Annotated in this window: 19 protein-coding genes; 9 read left to right on the top strand and 10 right to left on the bottom strand. The window is 60.2% G+C overall.

The features are described 5' to 3' along the window. Positions 1 to 5 precede the first annotated feature (5 nt). The 5 genes from V5E99_RS11260 (at position 6) to V5E99_RS11240 (ending at position 8,835) form a co-directional block, all read left to right on the top strand. On the top strand, positions 6 to 4,556 hold the full coding sequence (locus V5E99_RS11260; protein ID WP_499802528.1) for an alpha-2-macroglobulin family protein: 4,551 nt from the start codon (positions 6 to 8) through the stop codon (positions 4,554 to 4,556). A 1-nt stretch (position 4,557) separates the two neighbouring features. Beyond that, positions 4,558 to 6,177, top strand: coding sequence for a DUF2300 domain-containing protein (locus V5E99_RS11255; RefSeq protein WP_499802527.1), 1,620 nt, complete (start codon positions 4,558 to 4,560; stop codon positions 6,175 to 6,177). Positions 6,178 to 6,180: 3 nt separating this feature from the next. Beyond that, positions 6,181 to 6,990 (top strand): YfaP family protein, encoded by an 810-nt coding sequence (locus tag V5E99_RS11250; RefSeq protein ID WP_499802526.1) that lies wholly within the window; start codon positions 6,181 to 6,183, stop codon positions 6,988 to 6,990. Positions 6,991 to 7,231: 241 nt separating this feature from the next. Next, entirely contained in the window at positions 7,232 to 7,498 is a 267-nt protein-coding gene (locus V5E99_RS11245) for a helix-turn-helix domain-containing protein (RefSeq protein WP_499802525.1), read from the top strand. Further along, positions 7,495 to 8,835: a type II toxin-antitoxin system HipA family toxin gene (locus V5E99_RS11240; protein ID WP_499802524.1), complete on the top strand. Its 1,341-nt coding sequence runs from the start codon at positions 7,495 to 7,497 to the stop codon at positions 8,833 to 8,835. Before V5E99_RS11245 ends, V5E99_RS11240 begins: the two co-directional genes overlap by 4 nt. A gap of 528 nt (positions 8,836 to 9,363) precedes the next feature. Here the strand turns inward: V5E99_RS11240 and V5E99_RS11235 are convergent. The 9 genes from V5E99_RS11235 to exaC all read right to left on the bottom strand — a co-directional run bounded on the left by V5E99_RS11235 (position 9,364) and on the right by exaC (position 18,935). Further along, complete coding sequence (locus tag V5E99_RS11235) at positions 9,364 to 10,101, bottom strand: S24 family peptidase (protein ID WP_499802523.1); 738 nt, start codon at positions 10,099 to 10,101, stop codon at positions 9,364 to 9,366. A gap of 228 nt (positions 10,102 to 10,329) precedes the next feature. Beyond that, complete coding sequence (gene ppa, locus V5E99_RS11230; protein ID WP_008153565.1) at positions 10,330 to 10,857, bottom strand: inorganic diphosphatase; 528 nt, start codon at positions 10,855 to 10,857, stop codon at positions 10,330 to 10,332. 113 nt (positions 10,858 to 10,970) lie between these two features. Next, positions 10,971 to 11,783: a M90 family metallopeptidase gene (locus V5E99_RS11225; RefSeq protein WP_499802522.1), complete on the bottom strand. Its 813-nt coding sequence runs from the start codon at positions 11,781 to 11,783 to the stop codon at positions 10,971 to 10,973. A gap of 6 nt (positions 11,784 to 11,789) precedes the next feature. Next, positions 11,790 to 12,446 carry a DedA family protein gene (locus V5E99_RS11220; RefSeq protein ID WP_499802521.1) on the bottom strand — a complete coding sequence of 219 codons (657 nt, stop codon included), beginning with the start codon at positions 12,444 to 12,446 and terminating at the stop codon, positions 11,790 to 11,792. 386 nt (positions 12,447 to 12,832) lie between these two features. Further along, positions 12,833 to 13,294, bottom strand: a complete 462-nt coding sequence (locus tag V5E99_RS11215; RefSeq protein WP_499802520.1) for a GNAT family N-acetyltransferase — start codon at positions 13,292 to 13,294, stop codon at positions 12,833 to 12,835. 113 nt (positions 13,295 to 13,407) lie between these two features. After that, positions 13,408 to 14,232 carry an ethanolamine ammonia-lyase subunit EutC gene (eutC, locus tag V5E99_RS11210; protein WP_499802519.1) on the bottom strand — a complete coding sequence of 275 codons (825 nt, stop codon included), beginning with the start codon at positions 14,230 to 14,232 and terminating at the stop codon, positions 13,408 to 13,410. A gap of 8 nt (positions 14,233 to 14,240) precedes the next feature. Further along, on the bottom strand, positions 14,241 to 15,635 hold the full coding sequence (locus V5E99_RS11205) for an ethanolamine ammonia-lyase subunit EutB (protein WP_499802518.1): 1,395 nt from the start codon (positions 15,633 to 15,635) through the stop codon (positions 14,241 to 14,243). A gap of 199 nt (positions 15,636 to 15,834) precedes the next feature. After that, entirely contained in the window at positions 15,835 to 17,205 is a 1,371-nt protein-coding gene (gene eat / locus V5E99_RS11200) for an ethanolamine permease (protein ID WP_499802517.1), read from the bottom strand. 209 nt (positions 17,206 to 17,414) lie between these two features. Beyond that, positions 17,415 to 18,935, bottom strand: coding sequence for an acetaldehyde dehydrogenase ExaC (gene exaC / locus V5E99_RS11195; protein ID WP_054052388.1), 1,521 nt, complete (start codon positions 18,933 to 18,935; stop codon positions 17,415 to 17,417). 427 nt (positions 18,936 to 19,362) lie between these two features. Between exaC and V5E99_RS11190 the strand changes: the two genes are divergently transcribed. From V5E99_RS11190 to V5E99_RS11175, 4 genes are all read left to right on the top strand, one after another. Beyond that, the gene (locus tag V5E99_RS11190) at positions 19,363 to 21,276 is read left to right on the top strand and encodes a sigma-54-dependent Fis family transcriptional regulator (protein ID WP_499802516.1); all 1,914 of its coding nucleotides are present in this window, start codon (positions 19,363 to 19,365) and stop codon (positions 21,274 to 21,276) included. Between the two features lie 181 nt (positions 21,277 to 21,457). Beyond that, positions 21,458 to 22,807 carry a UDP-N-acetylmuramate:L-alanyl-gamma-D-glutamyl-meso-diaminopimelate ligase gene (mpl, locus tag V5E99_RS11185; RefSeq protein WP_499802515.1) on the top strand — a complete coding sequence of 450 codons (1,350 nt, stop codon included), beginning with the start codon at positions 21,458 to 21,460 and terminating at the stop codon, positions 22,805 to 22,807. Further along, positions 22,804 to 23,436, top strand: a complete 633-nt coding sequence (gene ubiX / locus V5E99_RS11180) for a flavin prenyltransferase UbiX (protein ID WP_169372913.1) — start codon at positions 22,804 to 22,806, stop codon at positions 23,434 to 23,436. The genes mpl and ubiX overlap by 4 nt, the downstream gene beginning before the upstream one ends. Next, complete coding sequence (locus V5E99_RS11175) at positions 23,429 to 23,713, top strand: YceK/YidQ family lipoprotein (RefSeq protein WP_499802514.1); 285 nt, start codon at positions 23,429 to 23,431, stop codon at positions 23,711 to 23,713. Before ubiX ends, V5E99_RS11175 begins: the two co-directional genes overlap by 8 nt. A gap of 109 nt (positions 23,714 to 23,822) precedes the next feature. Here V5E99_RS11175 and V5E99_RS11170 read toward each other — a convergent pair whose 3' ends face one another. Further along, complete coding sequence (locus tag V5E99_RS11170) at positions 23,823 to 24,464, bottom strand: oxidoreductase (RefSeq protein ID WP_499802513.1); 642 nt, start codon at positions 24,462 to 24,464, stop codon at positions 23,823 to 23,825. Positions 24,465 to 24,471 lie beyond the last annotated feature (7 nt).

Raw genomic sequence — 24,471 nt, 5'->3', positions numbered from 1 at the left:
CCCGCATGCTGCGTTTACTGCCTCTGCTATTGCTATTGGTGCTGCCGTTTTCGACGGTCAACGCCGAAGACACCGTCGAGCCGAGCGGCTACACGCCGGTGGCCGGTGAAAGTTTCTTCCTGTTGGCGGACAGCAGTTTCGCCAGCGACGAACAGGCGATGGTCCGTCTCGAAGCGCCGGGCCGCGACTATCGCCGCTTCCGCATGGAGCCTTATGGCGGCGCGGATATTCGCGTGTACCGCATCGACAAGCCGCTGGATTTCCTCAAGCGTCAGAAGAACCTGCACCGCGTGGTCAGCGACGGCCAGTTCAAGGGCGAAGGCCTGTCGAACACCCTCGCGTACCTGTGGGACAACTGGTATCGCAAATCCCGTCGCGTGATGCAGCGGGCGTTTTCCTACGAGTCGCGCAAACAAGTCACCGAGGAAGTACCTGAACTGAAGATGGGCACCGCGATCGCCGCGCCAACGCCCTACGACGCTCAGCCGCAATTCGCATTGATTCCGGGCCTGCCCGTTGTCAGCCAATTCCGCTATCCGCTGTGGGAAGCCAAACCGATCCAGCCACCTGCGGGCGTGAACCTGGCGGGTTCCTCCAGTGAATTCGTCAGCGTCGCGCCGGGCAACGTGTACATCCCGTTGGGTCACCTGAAACCGGGCCTGTACCTGGTGGAAGCGCTGATCGGCAAGTACCGCGCGACCACCATGGTGTTCGTGTCCAACACCGTGGCCGTGAGCAAGATTGCCGGTGATGAATTGCTGGTGTGGGCCGCACGCAAACACGAAGGCAGTTCGGTGCCGAAGGTTAATGTGCTGTGGACCGATGGCCTCGGCGTGATGAGCAGCGGCGCGACTGATACCGATGGTTTGCTGCGCTTGAAACACGTCAGCCCCGAGCGTTCGTTCGTGATCGGCGAAGACGAAGAGGGCGGAGTGTTTGTCTCCGAGAACTTCTATTACGACAGCGAAATCTACGACACCAAACTCTATGCCTTCACCGACCGGCCGCTGTATCGGCCGGGGGATTGGGTGTCGCTGAAAATAGTTGGTCGCGAGTTCAAGAACGCCCGGGATTCCGTGGCGCCGACTGCGGCCGACGTCAACGTGACCGTGCTCGATGCCACCGGCACCGCGCTGCAATCCCTGGCGCTGAAACTCGACTCCAAGTCCGGCACCCAGGGCCGTTTCCAGTTGCCGGACAACGCGGTGGCGGGCGGTTATGAATTGCGTTTCAGCTACAAGGATCAGGCCTACAGCAGCGCCTTCCGGGTTGCTGAATACATCAAGCCGCACTTTGAAATCTCGCTCAATTTGGCCAAACAGGATTACCGCACGGGCGAACCGGTGAAGGGCAGCCTGGTGCTGCTGTACCCGGACGGCAAACCGGTGGCCGACGCCAAGTTGACCCTGAGCCTGCGCGCCCAGCAACTGTCGATGGTCGATAACGAACTGCAATACCTCGGGCAATTCCCGGTGGAGTTGACCAGTACCGAACTGACCACCGACGCCAAGGGCAACGCGACCCTCGACCTGCCCGCCGCCGACAAACCGAGCCGCTACATGCTCACCGTGTTTGCCAGCGATGGCGCGGCGTATCGGGTCAAGACCACCAAGGAAATCCTGATTGACCGGGGTGCCGCGAGCTTCCGCTTGAGCGCACCGCAGCGCTTCAGCGCGGTGGGCGACAAGGTTGCGTTCAGCTACTTGAATGAAGGCGGTAGCGAGCAAAGCAAAGCCGTCACCCCGAGCAGCTACAGCTGGGTGCGCCTGGAAGACCAGACCACCGGCGACGGCAAACTCACCGCCAAAGACAAAGGCTTCAGCCTGGCTTTCGAGCGTCCGGGCACTTACAACCTGGCGTTGAAGGATGACCATGGCCGCGTGGTTGGCGCCACCGGGCATTCTGTCACCGGCGAGGGCGTCAAAGCCGTGCCGGGCACCGTGGAAATCGTCCTCGATAAACCCGAGTACAAGGCTGGCGACGAAGCCCTGGCGTTGATCACGTTCCCGGAACCGGTCAGCGACGCGCTGCTGTCCCTGGAGCGCGATAAAGTCGAGTCCACCGCGCTGCTGTCCAAGGGCGGCGACTGGCTGAAAATGGAAAAACTCAGCGAAACCCAATACCGCGCACGCATTGCGGTGAAGGATACGTTTGCGCCGAACCTGACCTTCTCCGTGCTCTACACCAAGGGCGGTCAGTACAGCTTCCAGAACGCCGGCATCAAAGTGATCACGCCGCAGATCGACGTGGCGATTGCTACGGACAAAGCGTCGTATCAGCCGGGAGACACCGTGTCGGTGGACCTGACCACTCAATTCGCCGGCAAGCCAATCCCGGCGCACCTGACGGTCAGCGTCGTCGACGAAATGATCTACGCGCTGCAACCGGAAGTTGCGCCGACCATCGACCAATTCTTCTACCACCCGCGCCGCAACAACGTGCGCACCAGCGCCAGCCTGTCGTTCATCAGCTACGACGTGGCATTGCCGGGCAGCCCCGGCGCGCCGGGCAAAGCCAACCGTAGCGAGCGCGGGGTGAAAGTGCTGGAACGGCCCCGTCGTGAAGACGTCGACACCGCCGCGTGGCAGCCGGAATTGATCACCGACGCCAACGGCAAAACCCGTTTCACCTTCAAGATGCCGGACTCGCTGACCCGCTGGCGCATCACTGCGCGAGCCATCGCCGATGACGGTCAGGTCGGGCAGAAGAAGCAGTTCGTGCGTTCGGAAAAACCGCTGTACCTGAAGTGGAGCGGTCCGACCAAATTCCGCAATGGCGACAAACCGGATCTCGGCGTATTCGCGTTCAGCCAGGCTGAGAAACCGGTCAAGGCTGAGCTGGTGATCCATTACGGCGGTGCCGATCAGCGCATGCCGGTGACCCTGAACAACGGCATCAACTACATCCCGCTGCCGGCGTTTGCATTGGCCAGTGGCGACTGGACGGCGGAACTGGTGCAGGACGGCAAAACGGCTGATGCATTGGCCGTGCGCCTGACCGCGACCGGTGAAGGTTGGCAGGTCACCCAGAGCCAAGTCGTGGACGCGCTCAGTGGCGATACCGCGCTGACCTTGCCGGTCGACGCGACAGATATTCGTCTGCGTCTGGATGACAGTGCACAAGCGCTGTTCCGTTCGGCCCTCGACGATTTGTTGAGCTATCCGTACGGCGGCGTCGAGCAAACCGCCAGCCAGTTATTGCCGCTGAGCATTGCGTATCCATCGCTGTCGTCGAACCCGCAGGTCCGTGATCGCTTGCGCCTGATCATGCAAAACAGCCGTCTGCGCCTGGTGCAAATGGCCGGTCCGTCGGCGAGTTTCACCTGGTGGGGCATGGACGGCGAGCCGGATGCGTTCCTCACCGCTTACGCCTATTACGCCGACTGGTACGCCAGCAAAGCGCTGGAACTGAGCTTGCCGCCGGAGCATTGGCAGCGGGTGCTGGAGGTGTATTCCAAGCAAGCGAAAAACACGCCGCTGTTGCAACGGGCGCTGATCCTGTCGTTCGCCAAGCAAATGCAATTGCCGGTGAACACCTTGCTCAGCGGTTTGATGGATGACCTGGCGAAGGCCGGTGACGGCAACGCAGCGAACCTGATGGAGGATGGCGAAGACAGCATTGTCATGAGCGATCCGGATTCGGCCCTGGGCCTGGCGGCGGCGCGTGCGCTGACGGCCTCGCTTGCGCGTCAGTCCAAGGTCACGCTGCCTGATGCATTCAGTCGTCAATTGCCGGATGCGCAACAACGTCTGGCCGTGAGTTCGCAGCCGTTTGCCGAGGCGCTGAACCTCTCGCTGCAAGCCTTCGATCAGGCTCACGCCCAAGCGCTGTTGCAACGTCTGTTGCCGCAACAATCGACCCTGGAGCGCGCCTTGGCCCTGAGCTGGTTGCAACGCAGCATTGAGCAGGCTTCGCCGACCATCGCCCTGGCACCGGGCGAGGGCTGGAAGAAACGCTACGGTGACACCGGCGAGATGTACTGGACGTGGCAGGGCGCGACGCCTGTACCGGCGGCGTTGTCGCTGACCGGGACACAAGAGCGTCCACTGCGCGCCGCGCTGAGCTACCAGACCAAACAACCGGCGATCGACCCGATGGCTGTGACCATCACCCGTCGCCTGTCGCGTCTGGTGCCGGGTGACGAAGCGTTCGAGTTCAAACTCGAAGCTGTCGGCAGCAAGCCGTTGTCCAGCGATAGCCTGTATCTCGATGAAGTGATCATCACCAGCAAAGCGGCGAAACCGCTGCGCTACGGCATGATCGAAGTGCCACTGCCACCGGGTGCCGATGTCGAGCGCACCACGTGGGGCATCAAGTTGATGGGCAAGGCCGGCACTGAGCCGACGGCGCTGGAGAAGGCGCGTTTCGAGCCGGGGCAAATGGCTTACGCGATTCCGGTGGATGCCTTGAGCGGCGAATTGCGCGTGCGGCACTTGGTGCGCTTCTCGCAAAAAGGCCAGTTCAACCTGCCGCCGGTGCGGTTCACTCAGGTCTATGCGCCGCAGCATCAGGCCCAGGAACAGAAACCGGCGCTCGGCCAGGTCACGGTCAACTGACATGACCCGGCCTCTGGTCTTGTGGCTGCTGTGTTTGCTCCCTGCGCTGGCGACCGCGCAGGACGAACCGCTGCGGCTGGGCTTCAAGGGTGAGTTGCTGTCGTTGAGCCGCACGCAATTGATCTCCCGCGAGCCGTTGCCTGCAGATCTGCAGACGCCGTTAGGCAGTTTGTGGAAGTTGTTTGTCTATGGCTGGTTGGTGGATACCGGCGCGCGGGAACCCGCGTATGAATGTCGCGGGCAGTCGAAGGAAGAGGTTTATTGCTGCTCGGCTGGCGGCAAGATTGGTCGCGATCAGGCGTTGGTGAAGTCGTGTGGCTTGTACTTTGAGCCTGGGCGGTTGGGCATTCATGGCGCTGACTGGCGGACGTATTGGCAGGCTCGGCAAGCGCCGGAATGGTTGCTGGATTTGCCGTCGTTGCAGCCCTCCACCCGCGTTTCAGTCGCTGAGTTGTTGAAGGTGTTAGCGGTGATGCCCGCGCAGGATCAGGCGCGGCGGGTGTTGCTGGACGTGGTGTTGAATGCCGCTGATGGCAATGTCGTGGGTGAACTTGGCGGCCGCTTGCGGGTGAAAACCTGGAGCTGGCTGGGGGATCAGGACCCAACGTCGCGTCAGGGCGGGTTCGCCGGTTGGGCGGTGGATGGCACACCGATCTGGGCCGGTGGGCGTGGGACCAGTCAGATGGTGTTGCGCAATTACGGTGGCGCGTTGGCCTCGGTATTGCCGGTTGATTGGCCTGCGGATGCCGGGCGTTGTGTTGAGGTCGGACTGTTTTCACGTTATCCGATTAGCCGCGTTTTGGCGGGAGATCGGGTTGTTTCCGATGGGCCTATTCAGGGCGACTATCGCGTCGAGTTCGCCAACGGCAATCAGCTGGATATCCACAGCGACGGTGAACTGTTTTTGGTGGGTGAAAAACTGATCGCACGTCTCGACCGTGAAGAATACGTCGCCCGCGTCCTGCAGCGCGAAGCCAAACCCGAACCCGCTGAAGCCGCCAAAGCACTGGCCGTGGCGATCCGCACCTACCTGCTGCAAAACGCCACCCGCCACGGCGACTGCCTGAGCATCGACGACAGCAGTAGCCGTCAGCGCGTCGCCCCACGCCCGGCCACCGCCGAATCCCGCAACATCGCTGCGTGGACCACCGATCTCGTCCTGGCCGGCAGCACCGTCACCTATCACTCCGACCAGCCCGGCCCGGACAAACTGTCCTGGCAGCAAGCCGTCGAACAAGCTAACGCCGGCCAACGCTACGACGCCATCCTGCTGCACGCCTACCCGCGCGCGAGCCTCAGCCGCTGGGACAATCCCGTGGCCTCCTGCGAAGCACTGCCCGCCGCCCAAGACTGGCTGCAAACCCAGCGTCGCGGCTGGCGTGCGCGGTTGGAAAGCGAGGTCGGTTACAACGAAGTCAACACCTTTGCCGTCTGCCGCCTGGCCTTCGGCCGTCCGTTTGTCGACCGCGAACGCCAGCGCATCTACGTGCGCGGCGTGCTGACGTTGCAAGACCGCCTCGACCTGACCCACGAATACCTGCACCTGGCCTTCGAAGCACACCCCAACGGCCAGGATGAAACCTACATCGAAGGGCTCGCCCGCCACCTCTTGCTGGAATAGGCCATGAAACTCCGTTATCCACAGGTCTTCCTGTTCCTCTGCTCCTTCTGCGTACTGCCGACGACGTTTGCCGGCGCCGTCACCATTGACACTCCGGTGGGCGGCTGGCGCACCGGTGCCGTTGAAGGCGAAGGCGAAAACTACCGCCAGACCGTCAACTACCCGGCCTCCTCGGTCAACACCCCGGCCGGCCAGGCCAACACCGCGCGTATCAGCGGCCAGATCAAAGCCACGCCCAAATCGAATGAGCCTGGCCGGTTGATCGTTAACGGCATCAGCATGCCGCTGAAAATCGATGATGCCGGACGCTTTGATCGCCCGTACTCGTTTCCCAATGGCAGCAACAGCGTTGAAGTCCGTAGCCCCGATGGACAACAGCGGCATCGCACGCAGTTCCTCCACACCAGCGGCGGGGCGACCCCGGCCAAGTTGCGGGTGTTGTTGTCATGGGACAGCGACAACACGGATCTGGATTTGCACCTGATCACACCTGACGGCGCGCATATCTGGTACGGCAACCGTGTCGCAGCGAACGGCGCGGCGCTGGATGTCGACGTGACCACGGGGTATGGCCCGGAAATCTTCTCCATGCCGGCGCCGATCAAGGGGCAGTATCTGGTTTATGTGAATTACTTCGGGGGCGGGTATCGCAGTGATGAGGATGGGCAGGCGGATGCGGTTCAGGCGCTGACGACGGCGCAGGTGACGGTGATTACGGAGGAAGGGACGCCTAACGAGAAGATGGAGACTTTTCTGGTGCCGATGCGGGCGGTGGGGGAGTTGACGTTGGTTAAGGGGTTTAGTTATCCGTGATACGGGGGCCGAGTCCGTGAATTGGGCAGCACGTTGCTGCCCAAATTTGAGCGGTGAACACATCATTATCAAACATGAAAATTGATGCTCACGGGCTACAGATTTAGTGGGATAACTCGGTTTGTGGCTCGAAAGCCACAAATTTGGGTGTTTGCTAAAACGGATATCAACTTGCGGAATCTGTGTCTCCAGGGCTACATTAATCGCCTATATAACGATTATTGATGCTCGAGGGCTACAAATGACTACCCTGTTTGATGTGGCTGACATGTTGAAGGAAGCCCGGCATAACGCTCGTTTGAGTCAGGATGCCTTGGCCGCCCGCGCCGGTGTCTCACGGTCGACAGTGGCGCGCATGGAAACCATGGCGAAAGGCGATATGAGCGTATCGGCTTTGGTGCGCCTGTTGGACGCTGCCGGATATGACTTGAAACTGGTGAAGGCTGGTCACGCGCGCACGGTTGAGGACATCCTCGCAGAACAGCGTTCCGGAGTTTCAGACTCATGATTTTAGATGTCCACGTCAGCGGGAAAATGGTCGCCAAGCTCTACCGAGAGCGCGATGAGTATGTTTTGAAATATCTCCCCGGCACGGCGGTAACGGACTTCGTCAGCTTGGCGTTGCCTGTCCGTGAAGAGCCGTGGCGCTGGCCCCGAGATCTTTTCCCGTTTTTTCGTCAGAACCTGCCGGAAGGATACTTGCTTGGGGTCATTCGTGAAGAGTTTGGTGCATTGCTGGACGGCACCGACTTATCTCTACTTGCTGTGATCGGTGGCGCGGGGATTGGTCGGGTAGCGGTGACACCTGAAGGCGTTCAACCCGGGGCCGAACTGGAGCCTTTGGAAATAGGCCAACTGCTGAAGGCTGAAAGTACCAGCGAACATTTTGCGACGCTGGTGCGTCGTTATGCACGTGCCGCTGTCTCCGGTGTTGTTCCAAAGTTCATTGCAAACGATGTTGAACATGACGCTATACCTCTGGGGAAACCCACGCTGCGTACGGGTTTTCACATCATCAAAGGTTCGGACGATTCGACACCCTACTTGGGCTTCAATGAGTTTTACACCATGCGGGTGCTGGAGCGGCTACAGGTCGTACCGGTAGCCACCTGCCGGATGTCTGAGGATGGTCGCGTCTTGGTCGTAGATCGTTTTGACGTGGATGAAAACGGCCAGCCGCGCTGTGGCCTGGAAGATGCCTGCGGGTTGTTGGGTCTACCTCCCCACGAGAAATATGCAACCACCACTGAACGCGTGTGGAATGCCACGCGCCCTTACATACCCGGTGACCTGCTGCGTGCGCAGCGTGAGCATTTCGGTTGGCACCTACTGGCGAACTACGTGGTGCGTAACGCCGATTGTCACGCCAAAAACATTGCGCTCTATTACACCTCGCGGACAGACGTCGCGTTTACGCCGATCTATGACCTGGTTACCACTCAGGCTTATCCCCGTTTTGCCTCGAGCCCGCCCGGCTTATCCGTCGGTGGTCGGCAGACCTGGGCGCCGGGGCGCACTCTGGAACTCTTCTTTAACGGAGTTTTGGGTATTCCCCCTAGGCAGTACGCCTCTATGGTCGAGCAACTGTGCGAATCGGCTGTTGCGGTGGGAAAGGAAGTGATAGAAGCAGCGAAGAACGAGCCTGCCTGGCGTGATATCGCCAAACACATGGTGCATGCCTGGAATCAAGGTATGGAAACATTACGTAGCCCACGATCGGCCCCGTATTTTCGAGGATTGCATAGCGCCATCACAGAAGCGGGTTTCTCAGGGCCGCGAGCAGCAGAAAGTAGCCGGGTGCAGATTGGCCGCTCTGAGTTGTTGGCGCCGAAAAAACGCAAGTAACCGGGGATCGGCCCAGTTCATTCGTGCAAGCAGGTTGGACTTTCTAAGAACTTTCCTTCAAAAGACAGCGAAGATGCTTACTTTTAGGCCGTTATTGCTCAATGAAAGAAAAGTATCAGTACTGTTGAAACTAGGCAGGGTAGTTTTAGACAGGCATTAAAAAGCCGGCTTGTGGCCGGCTTCTCGGGGACTGGCTTGGTTCATTTTTGGTAAACCGCGCCAGCCTTCAAAACGTACACCCGGATCTTGCGTCCGGCTGTGGGACTTGGCGAGAAAATCATCTGCCTTGTCGGTGCGATCAGCGCCGCGGGGCGGGGTGATGCGCAAATGTGGGGCGCAGCATACTGATTTTCTTCTTCAATTCCCAGTGGGAAGTGCTGGGTAGAGCGATCTGGGCTGTGTTTTGGCTGTAATGATTCGTTGTTTTGGGATCGGCGGCGGCTGGTAAATGGCCAAGATCGCAGCCTTCGGCAGCTCCTACACGGGGCCTGTATTTCCCTGTTCCATCGTTGGTGCTGCCGAAGGCGCTTATAAAAACGGCACCGGCGGCCGTCGTTTGTTGAGCGTCGAGCACCAGAACACCCATCCCAACACCCGAATGTTCTGCTCTTCAATCTGCGCGGCCCTGAATACCTCATCCGGGTACTGCGCGCTGTTGTGGCTGCGCAATCGCAGTCCATTGCCGGGCATCCGGTGCAGGTATTTGATTCGCAGCATGCCGTCGTGCTCTATCGCGTAGATTTCCCCATCGACAATCTGGGTCAGGCCGCGGTCGATGGCGATGGTTGAGCCGTCTTCGATCTTCTCGGCCATGCTGTTGCCGACCATGTAGGCGCAGATAGCATCCCGATGGTTGATTTCCAGGGAATCGAGATGGCTGCGGGGCAGGCGGATGGGTTGGCTGGCGTCTTCGATGACGTGGGTTTTAGTCGAGCCTGGACTGACAGGTGTTTCCTTGTAAAAAGGCAGTTCGACATCGGTGGGTTCGATGACGGTGTAAACGCCGCGAATGGCTTGTGTATCAAAGGTAGTACCGCTCTCGTCGAACAGACACAGGTCTTTTGGGCCTTCGGAGGTTTTCAGCCACTCGCTGTTGACGGACAGCTTCCGGGCGACGGCTTCCATGCAGTGGGCGGGTACGCCGCGGGTGTACCAGTTGTGGACGTTTTGCGGCGCGGTGTCCAGGAATTCGGCGAATCCTGTCGTCGTGATGTTCGCTGCTTTGAGCAGCGCTTTAAACCGTGGACCACTAGTGTTCTTTTTCATGAGCGCGAGTTTACGGGCGCCAGTTAGGGGTTTGAATAAACGAACTGTTCAAATTGCGAGGGAAATTTAAGACGGGATGTAAGACGTATTCGGGGAAAATTAAACAATAAAAAACCAAACTCGAGGATTGTTAAACAAGCTGTTTAAAGGTGTTTTTCAGCGCCCACAAAAAACCCCGGATCAACCGGGGTTTTCTTGAGGCGTGAAGCTTGCAGCTAAACGCCGGCTTTAGCCTTTGTAAGCAGCAACCGACTTCATGATCTCGGTGCGAGCGGCTTCTGAGTCACCCCAACCTTCGATCTTCACCCATTTGCCTTTTTCGAGGTCTTTGTAGTTCGCGAAGAAGTGCTCGATCTGCTGGATCAGCAATGGAGGCAGGTCGCTGCACTCTTTCACGTCGACGTACAGCTGGGACAGCTTGTCGTGTGGCACTGCGATGACTTTGGCATCGCCGCCGCCGTCGTCGGTCATGTGCAGGATGCCGATCGGACGGGCGCGGATCACCGAGCCTGGCGCAACCGGGTAAGGGGTCACGACCAGCACGTCGAGGGGATCACCGTCGTCAGCCAGGGTGTTAGGGATGAAACCGTAGTTGGCCGGGTAGAACATCGGGGTGGCCATGAAACGGTCAACGAACAGGCAATCGCTGTCTTTGTCGATTTCGTATTTGATCGGCGCGTGGTTGGCCGGAATCTCGATCGCGACGTAGATGTCGTTCGGCAGGTCTTTGCCAGCCGGAATCTTGCTGTAGCTCATTGGGCGGTGCCCCCGTTAGTTGACCAAAAACACTTGGCCGGATTGACCAAAAAGTGGCGGCGATTATAGGCATATTCCGCCACCGTTGCTATGTGCCAGAGGTCGTGTAGACCTTAGTCGTGTGCCTGATAGACCGGGTTCTGCGCCAGAAGTTGCCGCAGCCGGGCCAGCGGGTCTTGCCGGTAAAACAGCTTCAACTGCTCATAGACCTGTGGATAAGCCTTGTGCAGCAAATCCGGGGCGCTGAAGAAGTATTCGCTGGTGACGGCGAAGAACTCCCCCGGGTTCTCGGCGGCGTAGGGGTCGATGGCGGTTTCGGCGTCCGGATGGCGGTCCAGTTGCTTGTTGATGTCGTCGTAGGCCTGTTGCATGACCTTGGCCCAGTCACTGACGCGCATGTCCGGATGCAGCGGCGGCAGGCCGTTGGCGTCGCCGTTGAGCATGTCGAGTTTGTGCGCCAGTTCGTGGATCACCAGGTTGTAGCCTTCCCAGCCGCCGCTGGCCATCACGCCAGGCCAGGCGAGGATGATCGGGCCTTGCTGCCAGGCTTCGCCGCTGTGTTCGCCGTCCCATTCGTGTTCGACGCCGCTGGCATCGCGATGGCGCTGGGGGCTGAGGAAGTCGTCGGGGTAGAGGACGATTTCGTGGAAGCCCTGATACCAGTTCAAATCGCCGAGGTTCAGCAGTGGCAATTGGGCTTGTGCGGCGAGCAGCAGGCGTTGTTCCTGATGGAGTTCGACACCGGGGAGGGTGGTCAGGTGTTTGTCGTTGAGAAACAGCACGCTGGCTTCACGCAGCCACTGGTCCTCGGCGGCGCTGATGCCGTCAAGGAAGGTCAGGTGATGGCGCACCCGTTGCCACATATCGTCGGCAATCGGGTGCTTGGCCAGAAGGCGCCGGCGACGCCAGGCGCTCAGGGACCACATGCGCAGTCAGCGGGTTTCGGCTTTGGAGTTCGAACCGCCGAAGCGGCTGCGTACGACGCCGATGATCATTGGCACCAGCGACAGCAGGATGATGCCCACCACCAGCAGCGACAGGTTTTTCTTGATGAACGGTACGTTGCCGAAGAAGTAACCGAGGGTCACCAGGCCGCCGACCCACAGGATCGTGCCGAGCACACTAAAGAAGAAAAAGCGCGGGTAAGGCATTCTGGCGATGCCGGCGACGAACGGCGCAAAGGTGCGAATGATCGGCAGGAATCGCGCCATGGTCACGGTTTTACCGCCGTGCTTGTCGTAGAAGTCGTGGGTTTGTTGCAGGTAATCGCGGCGGAAGATTTTCGAGTTCGGGTTGCTGAACAGCCGCTCGCCCGCCGTTCGTCCGATCACATAGTTGGTGCTGTCGCCGAGGATCGCCGCGAGCATCAGCAGGCCGCCCAGCAGCACCGGGTCCATGCCGCCGCCAGCCGCCACGGCGCCCGCAATAAAGAGCAGGGAGTCGCCCGGCAGGAACGGCATGACCACCAGGCCGGTTTCGCAGAAGATCACCAGAAACAGAATGGCGTAGATCCATGGACCGTAATTGGTTACCAGCATGTCGAGGTAAACATCGAGATGCAGGATTAGGTCGATCGGGTTGAAATCCATGGGGGGCACCTGTGGTGACGGTCCGACTCAGCAGACCCGTGCGGATGACTTCATGTAAGGCTACAAGGGGGTGTAGTTTTTCTTACAAGCGCGGAAGCTCGGGATTATACGGTGGCAAAAGTGAAAAGCGCGTCGAGATTGTAGCGGGGGATGTCGCCGGCGATCAGAACCCGATGGGCTGCACATAAGCCTTTGTGGCGATTGAGTTTGCTGTGGCGACAGGTTTCTGTGGCGAGGGGGCTTGCCCCCGTTCGGCTGCGAAGCCGTCGTAATCCAGACGTTACGGTGCTTTCAGGACTTCAGGGGGCCGCTTCGCGACCCAGCGGGGGCAAGCCCCCTCGCCACCAAAGTCCATCGCCACAAGAGCCTGTCTCGCCGTGACGTTGTTATAACTCGTCGCTAATCGGCAATACGTAGTTCTTGAATTCGGTGTCTTCCTTGAACCCGATCGACTCGTAAGTCTTCTGCGCCACTTCGTTGTTGCTGCTGGTGGAAACGCGCATCCGCACGGCGTTGGTTTCCTTGGCCATTTTCTTCGCGGTGCGGATCAGGTTGTCGGCGACCAGTTGGCGGCGGGCGTCTTCGGCGACGTAGATGTCGTTGAGAATCCACACGCGCTTGAGCGAGAGCGATGAAAAGCTTGGGTACAGCTGACAGAAACCCATCAGTTTGGGGGTGTCGTCATCGGACAAGGCCAGGTAGATCACCGATTCCTTGCGGCGCAGGCGTTTTTCGAGAAACGCCCGGGACGAATCCGGATACGGCAGAGAGCCATAAAACTCGCGATATTTGACGAATAACGGGGTCAGCAGGTCCAGGTGTTCGAGGGTCGCTTGAATAATCCGCATGGTAGGTCTCGCTTCAAGTGGCTGTCATACGTGCGTGACGGCGATGGGAAACCCCTGGCGGCCGTGCATCGATCCTGCCTGAAACCGAATCAGAAACGCAATGCGGAAACGGTTCAGGCATCCGGCGGACTCAGTAGGAAATTACCTTTCATGTCCGCTCCAGTTTCCGACTCCAATGTCTGAACCTGGGCTTCGTCCTTCAAATTGACCCCTGACAGCTGTCGCCGGCAGGCCTCGCGCATCAAATACAGCAAGCGGTGGGCCGCCATGCCGTAACTGAGGCCTTCGAGCCGGACGTTGGAGATGCAATTGCGGTAGGCGTCCGTAAGGCCAATCTTTGGATTGTAGGTGAAATATAAACCCAGGCTATCAGGAGAACTGAGTCCCGGGCGTTCGCCTATCAAGATCACCACCATTTTTGCGCCCAGCAACTCGCCGATCTCGTCGGCCACGGCCACTCGGCCCTGTTCCACCAGAATCACCGGCGACATCGACCAGCCATCTGCCGAGGCCTGTTCTTCCATCCGCGTCAGGAACGGCACGGTGTGGCGATGAACAGCCAATGCCGACAAGCCGTCGGCCACCACAATCACCAAATCCACCCCGCCAGGATGGGCTGAGGCGTAGTCGCGAAGAATCTGTGCCGAGTCATCGCTCAACTTGCGCCCCAGGTCCGGGCGCTGCAAATAGCTGTTGCGGTCCGTGGCCGCGCTGTGCAGCAACAAACTTTCGCGGCCGCGCTCGGCCAGCTGCGTGCCGAGCCCGGCGTGGTCGAACGGCAAATGCACCGCATCCCGCGCCTGGGCGTGGGCGTATTGGAAATCCAGTTGTGCTTTGGTCGGCATGCTGGTGCCGGTGCGGCCCAGGGCAATACGCGCTGGAGTCAGGCGGCGCAGTTCCAGCCACGGGTTCTGCGGATCAACGGGTGGTTTATCCATATCAACACTCATCCCAATTGCGCCAGGGCCTGGCGGAAGGCCGGCGGCAGGTTGTTGCCGAACCGCACCTTGCCGTCCGCCTGGGTGAAGATGCCCATCTTCGCCAGCCACTGTTCAAACTCCGGCGCCGGTTTTAAACCCAATGTTTGCCGGGCGTACAGGGCGTCGTGGAACGAGGTGGTCTGGTAGTTGAGCATGATGTCGTCGGAGCCGGGGATGCCCATGATGAAGTTGATCCCGGCCACGCCCAGCAGGGTCAGCAGGGTGTCCATGTCGTCCTGGTCGGCTTCGGCGTGGTTGGTGTAGCAGATGTCGCAACCCATCGGCACGCCCAGCAACTTGCCGCAGAAGTGGTCTTCGAGGCCGGCGCGGATGATCTGTTTGCCGTTATAGAGGTATTCCGGGCCGATAAATCCTACGACGGTGTTCACCAAAAACGGTTTGAAATGTCGCGCCACGGCGTAGGCCCGAGTCTCGCAAGTCTGTTGATCGATGCCGTGGTGGGCGTTGGCCGACAGCGCGCTGCCCTGGCCGGTTTCGAAATACATCAGGTTCTGCCCGAGGGTGCCGCGATTCAGGCTCAAACCGGCGTCATAGCCTTCCTGCAACACGTTCAGGTTGATGCCGAAACTGGCGTTGGCCGCTTCGGTGCCGGCGATCGACTGGAACACCAGGTCCAGCGGAACCCCGCGATTGACCGCTTCGATAGACGTTGTGACGTGGGTTAAAACGCAAGCTTGTGTAGGAATCTCATAGCGCTGGATGATCGCGTCGAGCATTTCCAGCATGGCGCAGATTGAGGCAATGCTGTCGGTGGCCGGGTTGATGCCGATCATCGCGTCACCGTTGCCGTACAGCAGGCCGTCGAGAATGCTCGCGGCGATACCGGCCGGCTCGTCGGTGGGGTGATTGGGTTGCAGGCGTGTGGATAACCGGCCGCGCAGGCCCATCGTGCCGCGAAACTGTGTGACCACGCGGATTTTTTGCGCCACCAGTACCAGGTCCTGTACGCGCATGATCTTCGACACGGCGGCGGCCATTTCCGGGGTCAGGCCGGGGGCGAGGGCGCGCAGGCTCTGTTCGTCGGCGGCGTCGCTGAGCAGCCAGTCGCGAAAGCCGCCGACGGTGAGATGGCTGACCACGGCGAAGGCTTGTTTGTCGTGAGTGTCGATGATCAGTCGGGTGACTTCATCGGCCTCGTAGGGAATCAGGACTTCCTGTAGGAAATGGGTCAGCGGGATGTCGGCCAACGCCATTTGCGCGGCCACACGCTCGCCATCGTTGAGGGCGGCGACACCGGCCAGAAAGTCACCGGAACGTGCCGGGCTGGCCTTGGCCATGACGTCCTTAAGGCTGTCGAAGCGATAAGTCTGGGCGCCGACGGAATGGGCAAATGCGGCCATGGGACGGTGTCCTCCTGAATCTGTAAATAACTCAAATACATCGCTATCCCCGCGTAGGAGCTGCCGAAGGCTGCGATCTTTTGATCTTGTTCTTTAGAAGCAAAGTCAAAAGATCGCAGCCTTCGGCAGCTCCTACGGGGGCGGCTGTGTGCACTTCGATGTGGCAGGCGCCGGGCATTCAGCCCGGCACCGGTGCAACTCAGATACCTGTGAGCATAGCGTCCGCCGGTGCGGCGAGGCGTTGCTTGGCGGTCAGTTGGAAATACAGGTAACCGGCGGCCATGAAACCGAGGAACACCAAGCCAATCACTGTGTTGAACCACGCCATCGCCACCAGGCACACCACCGCCAGAAACAGCGCAATCCCCGGCACAATCGGATAGCCCGGCGCGCGGAAGGTGCGTTCCAGGTTCGGCTCGGTTTTCCGCAGTTTGAACAGGCTCAGCATACTGATGATGTACATCACGATGGCGCCGAACACCGACATGGTGATCATCGCCGCCGTCAGGGTCATGCCTTGCAGGTTAACCAGGCCATCGCTGTAGATCGCCGCGATGCCGATCACGCCGCCGGCCAGGATCGCCCGGTGCGGGGTCTGGAAACGCGAGAGTTTGGCCAGGCCTTTAGGCAGGTATCCGGCCCGAGCGAGGGCGAAGAACTGCCGCGAGTAGCCGAGGATGATCCCGTGGAAACTCGCCACCAGACCGAACAGACCGATCCAGACCAGCATGTGCATCCAGCTCGAATTGTTGCCGACCACCGCTTTCATCGCCTGAGGCAGCGGGTCGTTGATGTTCGACAGTTGACGCCAGTCGCCAACACCGCCGGCCATCACCATCACGCCAATAGCCAGGAACACCAGGGTCAGAATGCCGCTGACGTAGGCCTTGGGAATCGTGCGTTTCGGGTCCTTGGCTTCTTCGGCGGCCATGGCTGCACCTTCAATCGCCAGGAAAAACCAGATTGCAAACGGGATCGCCGCAAAAATGCCGGGGATCGAGGCCAGGCTGAACTCGTTGGAGCCCGACCAGCCGTTGAGCACGAAGTTACTGAAGCTGAAGCCCGGCGCCACCACGCCCATGAACACCAGCAATTCGGCGACCGCGAGCACGGTGACCACCAGTTCAAAGGTCGCGGCGATGCTGACGCCGAGGATGTTCAGGGTCATGAACACGAAGTAGGCGCCGACCGCCGCAATCTTCGGGTCAAGGTCCGGGTATTGCACGTTGAGATAGGCGCCGATGGCCATGGCAATCGCCGGGGGCGCAAAGACGAATTCGATCAGGGTGGCGATGCCGGCGATCAATCCACCTTTCTCGCCAAACGCCCGCCGGCTGTAGGCAAACGGCCCGCCAGCGTGGGGAATTGCCGTGGTTAATTCAGTGAAGCTGAAGATGAAGCAGGTGTACATCGTCGCCACCATCAGCGCGGTGACGAGAAAACCCAAGGTGCCGGCGGTGCCCCAGCCGTAACTCCAGCCGAAGTACTCGCCGGAAATCACCAGGCCGACGGCGATGCCCCATAAATGCAGGGTGCCGAGTGTGGGTTTGAGCTGTGTCGTAGAAGTCATAAGTCCTCTCTGTTTTTTATTGTTTGATCTGTTGGACTTTCGGGTGTTGCGGTTACAGCGGGCACGCAAAGCCCGTGCCAGAGCGGCAGGGCAATGATTTTCAGTGTTTTTGAGGGCGCCTTCGCTGGCAGGCCATGCTCCTACAGGTATTGCACGATCTGTAGGAGCAAGGCTTGCCCGCGATGGCCGTTACGCGATATCGCGCAGGATCAGAAGAAGCCCAACGGATTGATGTCGTAGCTCACCAGCAGGTTTTTGGTCTGCTGGTAGTGATCGAGCATCATTTTGTGGGTTTCACGACCAACGCCGGACTTCTTGTAGCCACCGAACGCGGCATGCGCCGGGTACAGGTGATAGCAGTTGGTCCACACACGACCGGCCTTGATGGCGCGGCCCATGCGATAGGCGCGGTTGATGTCGCGGGTCCAGAGGCCGGCACCGAGGCCGAACTCGGTGTCGTTGGCGATGGCCAGGGCTTCGGCTTCGTCCTTGAAGGTGGTGATGCTCACCACCGGGCCAAAGATTTCTTCCTGGAACACGCGCATTTTGTTGGTGCCCTTGAGCAGGGTCGGCTGGATGTAATACCCGGTCGCCAGGTTGCCCTCGAGTTTTTCCACCTTGCCGCCAGTCAGCAGTTCGGCGCCTTCGCCCTTGGCGATTTCCAGGTACGAAAGGATTTTGTCGAATTGCTGCTCGGACGCCTGGGCGCCGACCATGGTGTCGGTGTCCAGTGGGTCGCCACGTTTGATCGACAGGACTTTCTTCATCACCACTTTCATGAAGTCGTCGTAGATCGATTCCTGCACCAGCGCGCGGGACGGGCAGGTGCAGACTTCGCCCTGGTTGAAGAACGCCAGCACCAGGCCTTCGGCGGCTTTTTCGATGAAGGTTTCTTCGGCTTGCATGATGTCGGCGAAGAAGATGTTCGGCGACTTGCCACCCAGCTCCACGGTGGACGGAATAATGTTTTCGGCGGCGGCGTGCATGATGTGCGAGCCGACCGGGGTCGAACCGGTGAAGGCGATTTTGGCGATGCGTTTGCTGGTGGCCAGGGCTTCGCCGGCTTCTTTGCCGAAGCCTTGCACGACGTTGAGCACGCCGGGTGGCAGCAGGTCGCCGATCAGTTCCATCAGCACGGTGATGCCCAGCGGGGTTTGTTCGGCAGGCTTGAGCACCACGCAGTTACCGGCGGCCAGGGCCGGGGCGAGTTTCCACGCGGCCATCAGGATCGGGAAGTTCCACGGGATGATCTGGCCGACCACGCCTAGGGGTTCATGGATGTGGTACGCCACGGTGTTGCCGTCGATCTCGGCAGCGCTGCCTTCCTGGGCGCGGATGCAACCGGCGAAGTAGCGGAAGTGGTCCGCCGCCAGCGGGATGTCGGCGTTGAGGGTTTCGCGCACGGCTTTGCCGTTGTCCCAGGATTCGGTGATGGCCAGCAGTTCCAGGTTCTGCTCGATGCGGTCGGCGATTTTCAGCAGCACCAGCGAGCGCGCCTGGGCGGACGTGGCGCCCCAGGCATCGGCGGCGGCGTGGGCAGCGTCCAGGGCTTTGTCGATGTCTTCGGCGGTGGAGCGCGGGAATTCGGCAATCGGTTGGCCATTCACTGGCGAAGTATTGGTGAAGTACTGACCTTTAACAGGCGCGACGAACTCGCCGCCGATGTAGTTACCGTATTTGCTCTTGAACGAAACGATAGCGCCTTCAGTACCGGGGTGAGCGTAACGCATGGTGATTTCTCCTTGGCTTGTTGTACTTATAAGAGAGACGCGCATGAGCGCTTGCTATAAGCGTAGAGCAAAGGTTGGGCCACTGCCTTGCAGGTCAGGCAAATCAAGGCCTTGCGCGGTTTTTGTCGGACAAGCGGATGGCGCCTGTGACGGTTCCGGTACAGCTGGGGTGACAGTTTGTACCGCTTGTGGCACAGCCTGTGACCGGGCGGTCTTGCCAGCATTGCAATGACGGCTAGGCTGGAGGATGCTCCGTGTTCCACACCTTTGATGGCTGCTGCAAAACCCTGTGTAGGAGCTGCCGAGTGAAACGAGGCTGCGATCTTTTGACTTTGATTGTTAAAAACAAGATCAAAAGATCGCAGCCTCGTTTTACTCGACAGCTCCTACGCGGGTGGTGCAAGCGGCTCGGGGAGAATAATAAGAAATGCACGACAATCATTTGAGTCGCCATGCCCAGCAAGTCCTGACGGTTACCCAGGGCAAGTCGCACCTGCACGGCCCCGGCAGTGATCCGTCGATTGCCCGTTCCTGGCTGCGTTGTCTTGAGGACTATCACCTCGACCCGGCCCTGACCATGGCGCCCACGGTGCTGGAGCACGGCCGCGTCCTCGAAAGCCGCGAACGCTTGCAGCAAGTGCTGCAGATCGCCGGCAACGAAATGACCAGCCTGCATCAGCAGCTCTCCGGCGCCGGCCACGCGGTGCTGCTGACCGACGCCCGTGGGGTGATCCTCAATTGCGTCACCGCCCCCGCCGAACGGAAGATTTTCGAGCGCGCCGGGCTCTGGCTCGGCGCCGACTGGAGCGAAGCGTGCGAAGGCACCAACGGCATCGGCACCTGCCTGGTGGAGCGCCAATCCCTGACCATTCATCAGGACGAACACTTTCGTGGCCGCCACACCGGCCTGACCTGCTCCGCGAGCCCGGTGTTCGACCCCCATGGCGAACTGCTGGCGGTGCTCGACGTATCCTCGGCGCGGCATGAAGTCTCGCGCCAGAGCCAGTTCCACACCATGGCCCTGGTCAATCTCTCGGCGAAGATGATCGAGAGCTGCTATTTCCTGCGCTACTTCGATAATCAATGGCTGCTGCGTTTTCACTTGCAGGCCGAATCCGTCGGGCTGTTCAGCGAGGGGTTGCTGGCGTTTGACGGGGAAGGGCGGATCAGTGCGGTCAATCAGAGCGCGCTGAACCTGCTGGGGCACATTCGTGGCGGGCTGCTCGGGCAACCGGTGGAGGCGTTTTTCGATTGCTCGCTGGATGAGTTGCTCGGCCGCGCCAGCGTGAACGCCAGTGCCAGTTGGCCGTTGCGCACCCGTGACGGTCGCAGCCTGTTTGCCGTGTTGCGCGGTCAGCCGCGCAGCATTCCGGTGCCAGTGGCGCCAAGTCCGGCGATTGCCGAGCGTCCGCGTTTGTCCGGCATTTGCCTGGGCGATGCCGCGTTACAGGAAGACTTCCGCAAGGCCTTGCGGGTGTTCGAGCGAGACGTGCCGCTGCTGATCAACGGCGAAACCGGCTCCGGCAAGGAAGCCTTCGCCAAAGCCGTGCACCAGGCCAGTCAACGGGCCGAAAAGTCCTTCGTCGCGCTCAACTGCGCGGCCATCCCCGAAAGCTTGATCGAAAGCGAATTGTTCGGCTATCGCGGCGGCAGCTTCACTGGTGCGCGCAAGGAAGGCATGCGCGGCAAGTTGCAGCAGGCCGATGGCGGCACGTTGTTTCTCGATGAAATCGGCGACATGCCCCTGGCCTTGCAAACCCGACTATTAAGGGTGCTGGAAGATCGGCAAGTGGTGCCGATTGGCGGTGAACCGGAGTCGGTCAACGTCAGAATTATCAGTGCCACTCACCGGAACTTGCTGGATCGGGTGCAGGACGGCAGCTTCCGCGAGGATTTGTATTACCGGCTCAATGGCCTGGAAGTGGCGTTGCCGGCATTGCGTGATCGCAGCGATAAATCCCAGTTGCTGGATTTCTTGCTGGCCGAAGAGGCGGGCGAGGAAACGGTGTTGATTGATCAACCGGCGCGCCAGGCCTTGCTCGGTTTCGCCTGGCCGGGGAACGTGCGGCAGTTGCGCAATGTGCTGCGTACCTTGGCGGCGCTGTGTGATGGCGGGCGGATCGGGCTGGAGGACTTGCCGGCGATGATTCGTCAGGCCCGACCGGTGGCGGCGTTGGTGGTTGAGGCACCGTCCGAACATCCGCTGGATGATGCCGAGCGGCTGGCGCTGTTGAATGCGCTGGAACAGCAGCGCTGGCATATGACGCACACGGCTGAGCAACTGGGTGTCAGCCGCAATACCCTTTATAGAAAACTACGCAAACACGGTATCGAGCGGTAGGCATAACCCTCTGTAGGAGCGAGGCTTGCCCGCGAAGAACGATAACGCGGTGTATCAGACGTACCGCGTCACGGCCTTCGCGGGCAAGCCTCGCTCCTACAGGTTACGTAGCCAACCCGAAACAAAGGTGCGAATTTCCCCTCCCTACGCTAACCTGCGGCCATGTTTTACGAGGTCGACTATGCACATTCATATTCTGGGTATCTGCGGCACTTTCATGGGTTCGATGGCGGTTCTGGCCAAAGAACTGGGGCATCACGTGACCGGCTCCGATGCCAACGTCTATCCGCCGATGAGCACTCAGCTTGAGGCTCAGGGCATTCAGTTGACCCAAGGCTACGATCCCGCTCAACTCGATCCGGCACCGGATCTGGTGGTGATTGGCAACGCCATGTCCCGTGGTAACCCAGCCGTCGAGTACGTCCTGAACAAAGGCCTGCCTTACGTTTCCGGCCCGCAATGGCTGGCGGATCACGTGTTGCAAGGTCGCTGGGTGCTGGCCGTCGCCGGTACCCACGGCAAGACCACCACCAGCAGCATGCTCGCCTGGGTGCTGGAACACGCGGGCATGAGCCCGGGCTTCCTGATCGGCGGCGTGCCGCAGAATTTCTCGGTGTCCGCTCGCCTGGGCGACACGCCGTTCTTTGTGATCGAGGCCGACGAGTACGACAGCGCGTTCTTCGACAAACGCTCCAAGTTCGTTCACTACCGCCCGCGCACCGCGATCCTGAACAACCTTGAGTTCGATCACGCCGACATCTTCCCCGATCTGCCGGCCATCGAGCGGCAATTCCACCATTTGGTGCGAACCATTCCGAGCGAAGGTCTGGTGATCCATCCGACCACCGAGCCTGCCTTGCAGCGCGTGATCGAGATGGGCTGCTGGACCCCGGTGCAAACTACCGGTGCCGGCGGTCAATGGCAGGTCAAATTGCTGAGCGAGGACGGTTCGAAGTTCGAAGTGATGTTCGAAGGCGTCGCCCAAGGCGTGGTCGAGTGGGACATGACCGGCCAGCACAACGTCGCCAACGCTTTGGCCACGTTGGCGGCGGCGCGGCATGTTGGTGTGGTGCCATCGATGGGCATTGCTGCGTTGAGCGCGTTTAAAAGCGTGAAACGACGGATGGAAGTGGTGGCGCAGGTCAATGGCATCACCATTTACGACGACTTTGCCCATCACCCGACCGCTATCGCCACCACCCTCGACGGCTTGCGCAAGAAGATCGGTGATGCGCCGTTGATCGCGATCATCGAGCCACGCTCCAACTCCATGAAGCTCGGCGCGCACCGTGACGGTTTGCCGGAAAGCGTGGTCGATGCCGATCAAGTGATCTGGTACGCGCCGGCCAACCTCGGCTGGGATCTGGCCGGCACGGCGGCGTTGTGCACCGTGCCGTCGATCGTCAGCGATTCCCTGGAAGGCATCATTGAGCGCGTGAAGAGCCAGGCCCAGCCCGGTACTCACGTGGTGATCATGAGCAACGGCGGCTTCGGTGGCCTGCACGGTAAACTCGCCGAGGCGCTGAAATGAACAACGGCCCGGAACGCATCACCCTGGCGATGACCGGTGCGTCCGGCGCCCAGTACGGTTTGCGCCTGCTCGATTGCCTGGTGCGCGAGGACCGCGAGGTGCACTTCCTGATCTCCAAGGCTGCGCAACTGGTGATGGCCACCGAGACCGACGTGACGTTGCCGCCCAAGCCACAGACCATGCAGGCGTTCCTCACCGAATACACCGGCGCTGCCGCCGGGCAAATCAAGGTGTACGGCAAGGAAGACTGGATGTCGCCGGTGGCCTCGGGCTCCGGCGCGCCAGCGGCGATGGTGGTGGTGCCGTGTTCGACCGGGACCTTGTCGGCCATCGCCACCGGGGCCTGTAACAACCTGATCGAACGGGCCGCCGATGTCACTTTGAAGGAGCGTCGCCAGTTGATTCTGGTGCCCCGTGAGGCGCCGTATTCGAGCATTCATCTGGAGCACATGCTCAAGCTGTCGAACATGGGCGTGACGATTCTGCCGGCCTCGCCGGGCTTCTATCACCAGCCACAGACCATCGACGACCTGATTGACTTCGTCGTCGCGCGGATTCTCAATCTGTTGAACATTCCTCAGGACATGCTGCCGCGTTGGGGCGAGCACCATTTGAGCAGCGATGAATAAGCTGCTGATGGTCTTGCTGGCGTTGCAACTGACGGGCTGCGCCACCGCCCGAACCCTCGACGCCGCGCAACCGGGGGCGCCCATCGTGTATTCCGGGACGCGCCTGGATTTGTATGCGATCAATGGCGGGTGCTGCGCCAAGGATCATTTTGGAGCCGAGGCCCCGAGTTATCCCCAGATCGACCTGCCGGCCAGCGCGTTGCTCGACACGCTGTTGTTGCCGTTGTCGGTGTTGACGGTGATCGGGGTGAGTTTTCAGGCGACGGGTGGGTTGTAGCGTTCGGCTTTGGATCGGTGTTGTGCCCTTCGCGAGCAAGCCCGCTCCCACACAGATCCAATGTGGGAGCGGGCTTGCTCGCGAAAGCGTCCTCCAAGACACCGCAGAATTATTTACCTAACTTACGCAACTCATCCGACTCAACCACCCGCACGCCGTCCTGCTCTTCCAGCGCCAGGCGCCACATGGCGCGGGCCAGTTGGCAGGCTTCGATGCCACGGTATTTGCCTGGAATCAAGCGCGACAACGGCCCGGCGAATTGCTCGGCCAGGCGCGGTTCGACCCGGTCGCCCAGCAGCAGGGAGGGGCGGCAAATGGTCAGCTGCGGCCAATCCTGTTCGCGCAATGCGTGTTCCATCTCGCCTTTGACCCGATTGTAGAAAATCGAGGATCTGCGATCGGCCCCCAAGGCACTGATCACGATCAGGTGCCGTGCACCCATTTCCCGTGCGCGTTTGGCGAAGGCCACGACCATGTCCAGGTCCACCGCACGAAACGCCTCCTCGGAACCGGCCTGTTTGATGGTGGTGCCGAGGCAGCAGTAAGCGATATCGACGCGGCCGTTCAGTTGGGGCAGGAACACCGATGGGTCGCCTACCGGGTTTTCCAGATGGGGATGCTCGGCCAGTGCCCGGCGTGAAGGGGCCAGGACCCGCGTAATCGTTGGCTCGTTGAGCAGGCGATCAAGCAAATGTTCGCCGGTTAATCCGGTCGCTCCGGCAAGCAGTACATGCTGAGGCGTCAAGTACATAGTGTTT

The organism is Janthinobacterium sp. LPB2021202312-11-4 (genome assembly GCF_037049705.1).
In the GTDB taxonomy this organism is placed as follows: Bacteria; Pseudomonadota; Gammaproteobacteria; order Pseudomonadales; family Pseudomonadaceae; genus Aquipseudomonas.
This window is presented reverse-complemented; position numbering and strand designations above follow the sequence as displayed.